This is a genomic window from Pseudomonas sp. MD195_PC81_125 (assembly GCF_014060985.1).
GTDB classification, from domain to species: Bacteria; Pseudomonadota; Gammaproteobacteria; order Pseudomonadales; family Pseudomonadaceae; genus Aquipseudomonas; species Aquipseudomonas parakoreensis.
The window spans coordinates 1-12505 of sequence record NZ_JABULD010000299.1; the positions used below are offsets into that span (position 1 = coordinate 1).

Below are 12505 nucleotides of genomic sequence, written 5' to 3' on the forward strand. Positions count from 1 at the left end.
AGCTCCCACAGTGTTCTGTGGTGTACACAAAAACTGTGGGAGCTGGCTTGCCAGCGATGACGTCCGACCAGACACCCAAGATTTTAACGGTTGTTCCCCGGAGAACCGCAATGACCGACACCCCGCTGTCCCCCACCGAATTCGAAGCCGCACTGCGCGCCAAAGGCGCCTACTACCACATCTACCACCCGTACCACGTGGCGATGTACGAAGGGCGTGCCACCCGCGAGCAGATTCAGGCTGGGTCGCCAACCGCTTTTACTATCAGGTGAACATCCCCCTGAAAGACGCGGCGATCCTCGCCAATTGCCCGGATCGCGAGATCCGTCGCGAGTGGATTCAACGCCTGCTCGACCACGACGGCGCCCCCGGTGAAGACGGCGGCATTGAAGCCTGGCTGCGCCTCGGGCAAGCAGTAGGCCTCGACCCGGATCAGTTGCGTTCCCAGGAGCTGGTGCTGCCCGGCGTGCGTTTCGCTGTCGATGCATACGTCAACTTCGCCCGCCGCGCCAGTTGGCAGGAAGCCGCCAGCAGCTCGTTGACCGAACTGTTCGCGCCGCAGATCCACCAGTCGCGCCTCGACAGCTGGCCGCAGCATTACCCGTGGATCGACCCGGCCGGTTACGAATATTTCCGCACCCGCCTCGGTCAGGCGCGGCGCGATGTCGAGCATGGTCTGGCGATCACGCTCGAGCACTACAAGACCCGCGAGGGTCAGGAGCGCATGCTGGAAATTCTCCAGTTCAAACTGGACATTCTTTGGAGCATGCTCGATGCCATGAGCATGGCTTACGAACTGAACCGCCCGCCGTACCACAGCGTCACCGAACAACGGGTCTGGCACAAAGGAATCACCTTATGAGTTTCGATCGCAGCAAGATCCCGACCTGGCGTCCCGGCTACCGCTTCCAGTACGAACCGGCGCAAAAAGGCCACGTGCTGCTCTACCCCGAGGGCATGATCAAGCTCAACGATAGCGCCGCGCTGATCGGCGGTTTGATCGACGGTGAGCGTGATGTCGCGGCGATCATCGCCAAACTCGATGAGCAGTTCCCCGGCGTGCCCGAGCTCGGTGACGACATCGAGCAATTCATGGAGGTTGCCCGTGCGCAACACTGGATCGAACTTGCCTGAGACATCGGTGCAAGTACCGCCAAAACCTGAAGTCGGCCTGCCGCTGTGGCTGCTCGCCGAGCTGACCTACCGCTGCCCGCTGCAATGTCCGTACTGCTCCAATCCGCTGGATTTTGCCGAGCAGGGCAAAGAGCTGAGCACCGAGCAGTGGATCAAGGTGTTCCGCGAAGCGCGGGAGATGGGCGCAGCGCAATTGGGGTTTTCCGGTGGTGAGCCATTGGTGCGCCAGGATCTTGCCGAGCTGATTCGTGAAGCGCGGCAGCTGGGTTTCTACACCAACCTGATTACCTCGGGCATCGGCCTGACCGAGCAGAAGATCAGTGACTTCAAGAAGGCCGGTCTCGATCACATCCAGATCAGTTTCCAGGCCAGCGACGAGCAGGTGAACAACCTGCTCGCCGGCTCGAAAAAGGCTTTCGCGCAGAAGCTGGAAATGGCTCGCGCGGTGAAGGCCCACGGCTATCCGATGGTGCTGAACTTTGTCACCCATCGGCACAACATCGACAAGATCGACCGCATTATCGAGCTGTGCATCGCGCTCGAAGCGGACTTCGTCGAGCTCGCCACCTGCCAGTTCTACGGCTGGGCCCAGCTCAACCGTGTCGGCCTGCTGCCGACCAAGGAACAACTGGTGCGTGCCGAACGCATCACCAACGAATACCGCGCCAAACTGGAAGCCGAAGGACATCCCTGCAAGTTGATTTTCGTCACCCCGGATTACTACGAAGAACGCCCGAAAGCCTGCATGAACGGCTGGGGCAGCGTCTTTCTGACGGTGACTCCGGACGGCACCGCCCTGCCCTGTCATGGCGCCCGACAGCTGCCGGTGCAATTTCCCAACGTGCGCGACCACAGCATGCAGCACATCTGGTACGACTCTTTCGGCTTCAACCGCTTTCGCGGCTATGACTGGATGCCCGAGCCGTGCCGCTCCTGCGACGAGAAGGAACAGGACTTCGGCGGCTGCCGCTGTCAGGCGTTCATGCTCACGGGGGACGCGAGTAACGCCGATCCGGTGTGCAGCAAGTCGGAACATCACGGCGTGATTCTCAAGGCCCGCGAAGAAGCCGAGACCGCCACCCAGACCATCGAACAACTGGCCTTCCGTAATGAACGAAACTCACGCCTCATCGCCAAGGGCTGAGCCTTTCAGCGCCACCCAGGCCTTCGCCGCCGGAATGGACTTCGCCGAACTGCAACTCGGTGCCAACGGTTTATTCTGGAATGAATATCGCCCCGAAGACGCCGCGTGCCGGATCTGGCACTGGCGCGACGACGCGGCGAAATGTCTGACGCCGAATGGCTTCAGCGTGCGTAGCCGGGTGTACGAATACGGCGGTGGCGCGGTTTGTCTGACGCCGGACGGGGTGGTTTTCGTCAATGAGGCGGATCAGCAGTTGTATCGGCAGACGCTGGATGGCGCGCCCGAGGTGCTGACTTCCGGCGAGTGTCGTTATGGCGATCTGCATTTTGCTTGCGGCCAGGTGTTGGCGGTTGAGGAGCAGCAAGATCAGCATCGACTCGTCGCCATTGATCTGGCTGACGGCACCCGGCATTTGCTGACTGAAGGTGCGGATTTCTATGCTGCACCCACCATCAGCCCGGATGGCCGACGTTTGGCGTGGATCGAGTGGAACCGACCACATCAGCCATGGACGTGTACGCGATTGATGGTCGCCGAGCTTCTGGCTGAGGGTGGCTTTGGCGCAACGCGTTGCCTGGCGGGAGCTGACCTTGAAGAGTCGATCCAGCAACCGCGATTCGACACTGAAAATCGCCTGTACTGCCTGACCGATCGCGGCGGCTTCTGGCAGCCGTGGGGCGAAACGTCTGACGGTTTGCAGCGGCTGCCCTGCGCCGAGGCCGATCATGCGCCCGCCCCTTGGCAACTGGGTGGCTGCACCTGGTTGCCGGTGGGCGATTCGTTTTCTGGCGAGCTGGACCGAGGGCGGTTTTGGTCGCCTGGCGCTCGACGGCGACGACTTCACCGGCGACTACAGTCGTTTCCGGCACCTGGCGCTGGATCAGCAACTCATCTATTGCATCGCCGCCTCGCCAATCAGCCCCTCGGTGGTGATAGCCATTGATCGCTCCAGCCGCGAAGTGAATGTGCTGGCCGGTGGTGTTGCGCCACTGCCGGCGGAGCGCATCAGCCGGCCGCAGACCTTGCGCTACCCGAGCGGCAGCGGGGAGGCCCACGGTTTCTTTTATCCGGCGATGAACGACGAGGCACAGCCACCACTGGTGGTGTTCATCCACGGCGGCCCGACCTCGGCCTGCTACCCGATGCTCGACCCGCGCATCCAGTACTGGACGCAACGCGGTTTTGCTGTCGCCGACCTCAACTACCGCGGCAGTAGCGGTTATGGCCGCGAATACCGTCAAGCGTTGCATCTGAGCTGGGGCGAGGTGGACGTCGAGGACGCCTGCGCGGTGGTGGCGTATCTGGCCAGACAAGGTCTGATCGACGGCGAGCGCGCGTTTATCCGCGGCGGTAGCGCCGGGGGTTACACCACGTTGTGTGCGCTGGCGTTTCATCAGGTGTTCCGCGCGGGCGCCAGCCTCTACGGCGTCAGCGACCCGGTGGCACTGGCCCGGGCGACGCACAAATTTGAAGGCGATTATCTCGACTGGCTGATCGGCGATCCCCAGCAGGACGTCGAGCGCTACGCCGCACGCACACCTTTGCTACACGCGAACAACATCCGGGTGCCGGTGATCTTCTTTCAGGGTGAACTGGATGCCGTGGTGGTGCCGCAACAGACCCGCGACATGGTCACGGCGCTGGAACGCAATGGCATCCCGGTCGAGGCGCATTACTACGCCGAGGAGCGCCATGGCTTTCGCCGGGCGGTGAATCAGGCACATGCGCTGGAGCAGGAGTGGACGTTTTTATCGGGCGGGTGATGGGGTTGGCGGACTGAATACCGCACTTTTTTCAAAATGGCGCCGCCCCCATCGCGGGCAAGCCCGCTCCCACAGGTTCTTTTGGTGTACACAAAATGTGTGACCTACCGAAAACACTGTGGGAGCGGGCTTGCCCGCGATAGCAATCTATCTCGCGCCGCTGAACTCAGCGTTTGGCGATGATATACACCGCATGCACGATCCCCGGGATATAACCACACAGCGTCAGCAGAATGTTCAGCCAGAACGCCCCGCCGAACCCGACCTGCAGAAACACACCCAGTGGCGGCAACAGAATGGCGATGATGATACGAATGAAGTCCATGGGTCAGCTCCTGAATGGGGGTTGGCTCACTTGAGCCATACAAGCTAATCGACCTGCGCCGTTCGTCAGGGTTCAGTGCAAACGCCATTTGATCGCCACTATCGGGCATAAAAAAACGCCCCACGCCAAAAGAATCAGGCGTGAGGCGTGCGTTATACCGCGAGACGGTTCTTGAAATCGGGCAGGAAACTTCAGTTCAGACGGCAATCCCTTTGCGGCATTGCAGTTGCGCGGTGCGCACCCGCGAAAAGGCGCGGGCCAGGCGCAGAAGCATTTCGTCGATATTGGCCTTGCTGACGGTGAGTGCCGGGGTGAAACGCAGGCAATCGGCTTGCGGCGCATTGAGCAGCAGGCCTTCATGCAGGGCGGCACTGACTACGGCATCGGCGCAATCCTCTGACAGGCTCAGTCCCCAGAACAGGCCTTGACCACGCAGTTCGCCATGGCCGTAACGGTGCGCCAGACGCGCGAGTCCCTCGCGCAAGTGCTGACCGTGGTCTTTGACCTGTTCGAGAAATGCCCGGTCCTGCACGCTGTCGAGCACCACCAGACCGGCCGCGGTCATCAGTGCGTTGCCGTGATGAGTGCCGCCCAGTTCCCCGGCATCAAAGCAGCAGGCCTTGCCTCGGGCCAGCAGCGCTGCCAGCGGCACACCACCACCCAGGCCCTTGCCGAGTACGACAATATCGGCGCGCACACCGTAAGACTGCTCGGCGAGCAAATTGCCACAGCGGCCGATACCGGTCTGCACTTCGTCGAGGATCAGCAGAATGCCCAGTTCGCGGCACAGCCGTTCAACGCCTTTGAGGTAATGCTCAGTGGCCGGAATCACCCCGGCATCGCTCTGAATCGGCTCGAGCATGATCGCCACGGTTTGCGCATCGACAGCCGCATGCAGCGCCGGCAGGTCGTTAAATGGCACCAGATCGAAACCTGGCAGCAGCGGAGCGAAACGGTTGAGCAGGTTGCAACTGTCTGACGCGGAAATCGTCGCCAGACTACGGCCGTGACAACCTTGCTTCGCCACGATGATTCGCGACGCCCCACTACGATGCAGCTGGCCCCATTTGCGCGCCAGTTTGATTGCCGCTTCACAGGCCTCGCTACCACTGTTGAGCAAGTAAGCCTGGTCGCTGGAAGTGCTGGCACACAAACGTTCGGCAAGGTTGAGCATGCCGCGATTGTGCAGATTGAAACCAGGATTGATCAGTGCCTGCGCCTGACTGGCAATCGCTTTGACCAGCGCCGAGGGGCTGTGCCCGAGACTGTTGGCACCGCCGGCCTGGGAGAAGTCGAGGTAGGCGCGATCATGACTGTCCCACAGCCAGGAACCCTGACCACGAACGAACACCTGCAGCGGGCGCTCGACGCTGGGCATCAAGCGCTCGGCATTCAGACTGTCGCCTGCCCCGGCGGGATGGATCTCGAACGCAAGGTCATCAAGACTCGGCGCCTGGCGCCGCAAACTGAACAGATTCATTGAAAAAAACCTCGTTTGAGGTTTTTTGAACTGCCTATGCAAACACTGTCGAAGCAAACGCTATTCATCGCGCTCTTTGGCCCTGTAAGCCTTGTGATTGCGGTTAGACTAGGCTCACAGCCGGCTTCGGGCCATTTCGATTTACCAGCATTTTCGATAAGCATTACTTATGGATTTCAAACAACTGCGTTATTTCGTCGCGGTCTACGAAGAAGGCCATGTGGGCCGGGCCGCTGAGCGCCTGTCGATCTCGCAACCGGCACTCTCGCAACAGATCCGCCAGCTCGAGCAGAACCTCGACGTCACCCTGTTCGAACGCAGCAGCAAACGCCTGCTACCGACCCTCGCCGCGCACACCCTGTACAACCACGCCCTGCCACTGCTCGATGGATTGCAGCGCGCGCGCGAGGCATTGGGCAATTTCAAGGGCCAGGCTTTGCGCACCCTGGCGATCGGCGTACTGCAAACCGTGCACACCAGCCTCGTCCCGCAGATGCTCGAGCGGGTGCGCAAGGCGCAGCCGCATCTGGTGGTGCAGATTTACGAGCTGACCGGTCTGGAGATCGAGCGCCGCCTGCTCAACGGCTCGCTGGATATCGGCATCAGCTACCTGCCACCGCGACAACCCGGGCTGCATGGCGTGATGCTGTATGAAGATGAGCTGACGCTGGTGATCCCGGCGGATCATCCGCTGCGTGAATTCAAGAAGGTCTCGATGCGACAGGCAGCGGAATTGCCGATGTTGCTGCTGGGCGAAGAGTTTCAGATCCGGCAGATCTGGCAGGCGCAACTGACCAGCCTGGGGCGACGCCCGCAAGTGCAGGCCGAGCTGAACAATATGCTGGGGATTCTCGACAGTTTGCCGCACACCAAACTGGCGACCGTGCTGCCTGGGCGCTCACAGAGGGAATACGACGATCAGGATCTGCTGTGGAAACCGCTGAGCGAGCCACGGGTGCCCCTGCAGGTTGGCCTGGTGTGCCGCGATGTGCAGCGCCAGCAGGCGTCTCTGGCATTGCTGCGCACGTTGCTGGAAGAGGTGATTCAGCGTGAAGACAAACCGCTGAAAGCCGCGCCACCACTGGATCCGTTGCCTTGAAAACTTTTCTTCAGACAAAAGAAAACCCCGCCGAAGCGGGGCTTTGCAGACTGTTTCCCTGACATCCATTTCACTCCGCCACCCTGGCAGAATCCTACGTGTCCGTGTTGTTGCTTTGCGCTTCCTGCGCGACGTCCATGAGTTGTAGATTAGCTGTGGATCCAATCTACGCCTATGGGAGAACAGCAGCACGTCATGTAAGAGAATGCTTACATGACGTTACATCATCAGAACTGCTCAGCATTCAGCAGGAACAGCGACTCGCTGCCGGCCTTTACCGATGCGCTCAGCGAGTGGATACGCGGCAGCAGACGGGCGAAATAGAAGCGCGCGGTGCCTAGCTTGCTGGCGTAGAAATCGTCCTGCGCTTCTTTGCCCAGCGCGGCTTTCGCCATCAGTGCCCACATGTAGGCATAAGCGGTGTAGCCGAACGCTTGCAGATATTCGACCGAGGCCGCGCCGATTTCGTTCGGATTGGTTTTCGCCCGATCCAGCAGCCACGCAGTCAATTCATCAAGGGTGCTGACGGCATCGTTCAGCGGCTTGGTGAATTCGCCGAGGTCAGCGCTGGCGGTTGCGGTGAAGTGCCGGATCTCGTCAGCGAACAGCTTGTAGAACGCGCCGCCGCTGCCGACGATCTTGCGTCCGACCAGGTCCAGGGCCTGAATGCCGTTGGTGCCTTCGTAGATCTGGGTGATGCGTACGTCACGCACCAGTTGCTCCTGGCCCCACTCGCGGATGTAGCCGTGGCCGCCGAAAATCTGCTGGCCGTGGACGGTGGTTTCCAGACCCAGATCGGTGAGGAATGCCTTGGCCACCGGGGTCAACAGTGCGACCAGGTCTTCTGCGCGCTTGCGGGTGGTGGCGTCTTCGCTGAACTTGGCGGTGTCGAGCTGCATTGCCACGTAGGTCGAGAAGGCGCGACCGCCCTCGTTCGAGGCTTTCATGGTCAGCAGCATGCGACGTACGTCCGGATGAACGATGATCGGGTCGGCAACCTTGTCCTTGTTCTGCGCGCCGGTCGGCGAACGGCTCTGCAGACGATCGCGCGCGTATTCGACGGCGTTCTGATAGGAGCGCTCACCGCTGGCCAGGCCTTGAATGCCGACGCCCAGACGTTCGTAGTTCATCATGGTGAACATCGCCGCCAGGCCCTTGTTCGGCTCGCCGACCAGATAACCCACGGCTTCATCGAAATTCATCACGCAGGTCGCGGATGCCTGGATCCCCATCTTGTGTTCGATCGAACCGCAGTTTGCCGGGTTGCGCGCGCCCAGGCTGCCATCGGCGTTAACCATGAACTTCGGCACCAGGAACAGCGAAATGCCTTTCGGACCGGCCGGGGCGTCCGGCAGTTTCGCCAGCACCAGGTGGATGATGTTCTCGGTCAGATCGTGCTCACCGCCGGTGATGAAAATCTTGGTGCCGCTGACCTTGTAGGTACCGTCAGCCTGCGGTTCGGCCTTGGTGCGGATGATGCCCAGGTCGGTGCCGGCGTGCGGCTCGGTCAGGCACATGGAGCCGGCCCAGATCCCGGCATACATGTTCGGCAGGTACGCGGCTTTCAGCTCTTCGCTGGCGTGGGCGTTGATCGACAGGCAGGCACCGGCGGTCAGCATCGGGTACAGACCGAACGACAGGCTGGCGGAGTTGACCATTTCTTCGACCTGCGCCGAAACGGCTTTGGGCATGCCCATGCCGCCGTAGGCCGGATCGCCACCGACACCGACCCAGCCGCCCTCAGCGTAAGTCTGATAGGCCTGCGGGAAACCGGCGGGCGTGGTAACGGCGCCGTCCTTCCAGTGGCAGCCTTCTTCATCGGCAGCACGGCTCAGAGGCGCGATGCTTTTGCTGGTGACCTTGCCGGCTTCTTCGAGAATGGCTTCTACGGTTTCTGCATCGACAGTCTCGGCCAAGGCCGGCAGTTCGGCCCAGAGTTTGGCGACTTCGAATACTTCATTGAGGACGAAGCGCATATCGCGCAGCGGCGCTTTGTAGTCAGCCATGGCAAACCTCGCAAGATCTAAACAGGTGATTCGTGGAAGAGTGTTTTCGTTGAGGCCGAGTGTACCTCAACAACTTTTGCGACACATAGGGTCAACCGGTGACTGATTTGTTATTTTTGGTCACTGACATTCAGCGATAAAATAAAGCCCGCAATCAGCGGGCTTTTGAGCGATGGCGTGTGGCTTGATTCAGCCCGCGGCGCTGTCCATGCGCACCGCGCCGCGACGGTTCTGACCGAACGCCATGACGCAGTTACGCCCGGCACCCTTGGCGCTGTACAACGCCTGGTCGGCAGACTTGAGGACTTCTTCCGGCGTTCGCTGCTCGACGCGTTCGGCAACACCGATACTGACCGTCACCGAGACACTGGAAGCACCGCTGCCGCCACGCCGCTGACGACCTTGCTGGTCATCTTGCGGACGGTTTTCCTGATTACGCAGCTGAATGTTGTAGGAAGCAATCGACTCGCGGATCACCTCCAGGTGCGGCATGCATTCCTCAAGGGTTTTGCCCGCAAACACCAAGGCGAATTCCTCACCACCATAGCGATATGCCCTGCCGCCACCGCTGACTTTCGACAGTTTGCTCGCGACCAGGCGCAGCACCTGATCACCAACGTCATGACCGTGAGTGTCGTTGAATTTCTTGAAGTGATCGACGTCGCTCATCGCCAACACATAATTGCGGCCCAGGCGCTGCATGCGCTCATTAAGCGCGCGCCGCCCCGGCAAACCAGTGAGCTCATCGCGAAAGGCCATTTGGTAGGCCTCATGCGCCACGGCGGCGGCAATCATCAGCATCACCTGACTGCACATGATGTTCAGGGTGAACGGCAGGATGAAGGTTTTCGGCAGCATCCAGAACAACCCGAGCAAGCCGACCAGTTGTGCCGCATGCAACGGGCGCGGGTTGCGCCAGTATTGCCAGGCCAGCAACAGGAACGCCGAGAGAAACACCGGATAGGACATCTGGATCAGGCTCATCCAGGCGCCGTGCAGCGCTGGCCAGCGGATTTCCGAGAGCCACATCAGCAACGCCTGGGGATAACTTTGCTCAAGGCCGAGGGCGACGCTGCCAAAGGCCAGCAGCACGGCGAATCGCGCGACCATGTCCTGAAACAGATGGGTGCGCTCCTGCCACGCGGCGAACAGCCCGAACAACAACGGCAACAGCAGACAGACAAGGTGGAACACCACCGCAGCGTCTTCGCGCACTTTGCCGTTATCGCGGTAATAGTCAGTCTGGGTGTCGAGCAGAAAGTAGGCGATGTACACCGTGAGCATCAGAAACAGTTCGCGCTGACGCCGGTAAACCGCACAGTAAGCGCCGCCCAACAGCAGCACCAGGGTCGGCAGCACGTTGAACAGTGAAGTAAAGAATACGTTGAGGTCTTTGACGTACGCAGCCGCCAACCCCGCGAGCAACAACAGCAGTGAAGGCAGGAAATGACTGAAACGTACAGCGGAAGAACGCGGCAAGGGTAAAGCTCCGACCCGTCATATCAAAGAGATGGCATTGTGCCTGCAATGTGGCCAGTTAAGCACACACAATGTGATCCAGATCACAGGCAGTCTCTTTAACGGCAGAAAAGCCGGGTTGCTGAGCGATCCAGCAACAAAAAAAAACCGCTGCCCCCGGAAGGGCAGCGGTTTGGTCAGACCGCGTTGAGGCTTAGTAGCCCAGTGCGAAGTCTTCTTCTTTCATGTCCATCAGGTTATTGGCGCCCGACAGCATGGTGGCCACGTGGGTACGGGTACGTGGCAGGATGCGCTGGAAGTAGAAGCGCGCGGTTTGCAGCTTGGCGGTGTAGAACGCCTCGTCGGTGGTGCCGGCAGCCAGTTTTTCAGCAGCCAGGCGCGCCATGTCAGCCCAGAAGTAGGCCAGGCAGGCGTAACCGGAGTACATCAGGTAGTCCACGGAGGCCGCGCCGACTTCTTCACGGTCTTTCATGGCTGCCATACCGACCTTCATGGTCAGCTCGCCCCACTCTTTGTTCAGTGCAGCCAGCGGTGCAACGAATTCTTTGACGGCTTCGTTGCCTTCGTTGTTCTGGCAGAACTTGTGAACGATCTTGGTGAAGCCTTTCAGGGCCTCGCCTTGAGTCATCAGCACTTTACGGCCCAGCAGGTCGAGTGCCTGGATGCCGGTGGTGCCTTCGTACAGCATCGAAATGCGGCTGTCGCGAACGTTCTGCTCCATGCCCCACTCGGCGATGAAACCGTGACCACCGTAGATCTGCACGCCATGGTTGGCGGCTTCGAAACCGACTTCGGTCATGAACGCCTTGGCGATCGGCGTCATGAACGCCAGCAGTGCGTCGGCCTTCTTCTTCTCTTCTTCGTCGACGCCGTACTTGACGATGTCGACCTGTTTGGCGGTGAAGTACACCATCGCGCGGTTGCCTTCGGCGAAGGCCTTCATGGTCAGCAGCATGCGACGTACGTCAGGGTGCACGATGATCGGGTCAGCGGCCTTGTCCGGCGCTTTCGGGCCAGTCAGAGAGCGCATTTGCAGACGATCACGAGCATATTTCAGGCCGCCCTGGAAGCCGATTTCGGCGTGAGCCAGACCTTGCAGCGCGGTACCCAGACGTGCGGTGTTCATGAAGGTGAACATGCAGTTCAGGCCTTTGTTCGCCGGGCCGATCAGGAAACCGGTGGCGCCGTCGAAGTTCATCACGCAGGTCGCGTTACCGTGGATACCCATCTTGTGTTCCAGCGAACCGCAGCTCACTGCGTTGCGCGCACCGATGGTGCCATCGGCGTTCGGCAGGAATTTTGGAACGATGAACAGGGAAATGCCTTTGGTACCAGCCGGTGCGTCCGGCAGGCGGGCCAGTACGATGTGGACGATGTTGTCGGCCATGTCGTGTTCACCGGCCGAGATGAAGATCTTGGTCCCGGAAACCTTGTAGGAGCCATCGGCCTGAGGCTCGGCCTTGGTGCGCAGCATGCCCAGGTCGGTGCCGCAGTGCGGTTCGGTCAGGCACATGGTGCCGGTCCACTCGCCGGAAACCAGTTTGGTCAAATAGGCTTCTTGCTGCTCAGGGGTGCCGTGCTCGGAGATGGTGTTCATCGCGCCGTGCGACAGGCCTGGGTACATGCCCCACGACCAGTTGGCTTCACCGACCATTTCGCTCACAGCCAGACCCAGCGACTCCGGCAGGCCTTGACCGCCGTGCTCGACGTCGTGCGCCAGGCTTGGCCAGCCGCCTTCTACGAATTGCTTGTAAGCCTCTTTGAAGCCAGTCGGGGTTTTCACACCGGACTCGCTCCAGGTGCAGCCTTCGAGGTCGCCCACGCGGTTCAGCGGTGCCAATACCTGCTCACAAAACTTGGCGCCTTCTTCGAGGATGGCGTCAACCATGTCCGGCGTTGCTTCGGAGCAAGCTGGAAGGCTCTGATAGTGCGCTTCGTAGCCGAGCAGTTCGTCACGAACGAAGCGAATATCACGCAAGGGGGCCTTGTAGTCAGGCATAGCGATAAACCTCTGCTGATGTAACCGGGAATGAACGACCGCGTTGATTTGTTGTGACGGTCAAACAGTTGTTTGA

8 protein-coding genes and 2 pseudogenes are annotated in these 12505 nt (G+C 60.4%); 5 read left to right on the plus strand and 5 right to left on the minus strand.

Translation table 11 applies throughout. The features are described from left to right. Positions 1-110 precede the first annotated feature (110 nt). The 4 genes and pseudogenes from pqqC (at position 111) to HT737_RS12765 (ending at position 4058) form a co-directional block, all read left to right on the plus strand. Positions 111-862: pseudogene (pqqC, locus tag HT737_RS12750) on the plus strand (pyrroloquinoline-quinone synthase PqqC). After that, the gene (gene pqqD / locus HT737_RS12755; RefSeq protein WP_041070005.1) at positions 859-1134 is read left to right on the plus strand and encodes a pyrroloquinoline quinone biosynthesis peptide chaperone PqqD; all 276 of its coding nucleotides are present in this window, start codon (positions 859-861) and stop codon (positions 1132-1134) included. Before pqqC ends, pqqD begins: the two are co-directional and overlap by 4 nt. Further along, entirely contained in the window at positions 1106-2278 is a 1173-nt protein-coding gene (gene pqqE / locus HT737_RS12760; RefSeq protein WP_182402740.1) for a pyrroloquinoline quinone biosynthesis protein PqqE, read from the plus strand. Before pqqD ends, pqqE begins: the two co-directional genes overlap by 29 nt. Then, a pseudogene (locus HT737_RS12765) lies at positions 2244-4058 on the plus strand (prolyl oligopeptidase family serine peptidase). The gene pqqE and the pseudogene HT737_RS12765 overlap by 35 nt, the downstream one beginning before the upstream one ends. A 149-nt stretch (positions 4059-4207) precedes the next feature. On the opposite strand, the gene HT737_RS12770 reads toward HT737_RS12765, so the two are convergent. Both HT737_RS12770 and HT737_RS12775 read right to left on the minus strand, forming a co-directional pair. Next, positions 4208-4366, minus strand: coding sequence for a YqaE/Pmp3 family membrane protein (locus tag HT737_RS12770; RefSeq protein WP_003228885.1), 159 nt, complete (start codon positions 4364-4366; stop codon positions 4208-4210). 196 nt (positions 4367-4562) lie between these two features. Beyond that, positions 4563-5846 (minus strand): aspartate aminotransferase family protein, encoded by a 1284-nt coding sequence (locus HT737_RS12775; protein ID WP_182402742.1) that lies wholly within the window; start codon positions 5844-5846, stop codon positions 4563-4565. A 169-nt stretch (positions 5847-6015) separates the two neighbouring features. On the opposite strand from HT737_RS12775, the gene HT737_RS12780 reads away from it, so the two are divergent. Continuing rightward, positions 6016-6945, plus strand: coding sequence for a LysR family transcriptional regulator (locus HT737_RS12780; protein ID WP_121187517.1), 930 nt, complete (start codon positions 6016-6018; stop codon positions 6943-6945). Between the two features lie 227 nt (positions 6946-7172). Here HT737_RS12780 and HT737_RS12785 read toward each other — a convergent pair whose 3' ends face one another. The 3 genes from HT737_RS12785 to HT737_RS12795 all read right to left on the minus strand — a co-directional run bounded on the left by HT737_RS12785 (position 7173) and on the right by HT737_RS12795 (position 12429). Beyond that, positions 7173-8951 carry an acyl-CoA dehydrogenase C-terminal domain-containing protein gene (locus HT737_RS12785; protein ID WP_145593516.1) on the minus strand — a complete coding sequence of 593 codons (1779 nt, stop codon included), beginning with the start codon at positions 8949-8951 and terminating at the stop codon, positions 7173-7175. 189 nt (positions 8952-9140) lie between these two features. Next, complete coding sequence (locus HT737_RS12790; RefSeq protein ID WP_182402744.1) at positions 9141-10430, minus strand: GGDEF domain-containing protein; 1290 nt, start codon at positions 10428-10430, stop codon at positions 9141-9143. Positions 10431-10623: 193 nt separating this feature from the next. Next, positions 10624-12429, minus strand: a complete 1806-nt coding sequence (locus HT737_RS12795) for a phenylacyl-CoA dehydrogenase (protein ID WP_041069986.1) — start codon at positions 12427-12429, stop codon at positions 10624-10626. Positions 12430-12505: the final 76 nt, after the last annotated feature.

Coding starts and splice junctions, on each gene's coding strand:
- HT737_RS12785 (WP_145593516.1), bottom strand. CDS start 8,951: ATGGCTGACTACAAAGCGCCGCTGCGCGATATGCGCTTCGTCCTCAAT.
- pqqD (WP_041070005.1), top strand. CDS start 859: ATGAGTTTCGATCGCAGCAAGATCCCGACCTGGCGTCCCGGCTACCGC.
- HT737_RS12780 (WP_121187517.1), top strand. CDS start 6,016: ATGGATTTCAAACAACTGCGTTATTTCGTCGCGGTCTACGAAGAAGGC.
- HT737_RS12775 (WP_182402742.1), bottom strand. CDS start 5,846: ATGAATCTGTTCAGTTTGCGGCGCCAGGCGCCGAGTCTTGATGACCTT.
- HT737_RS12770 (WP_003228885.1), bottom strand. CDS start 4,366: ATGGACTTCATTCGTATCATCATCGCCATTCTGTTGCCGCCACTGGGT.
- HT737_RS12795 (WP_041069986.1), bottom strand. CDS start 12,429: ATGCCTGACTACAAGGCCCCCTTGCGTGATATTCGCTTCGTTCGTGAC.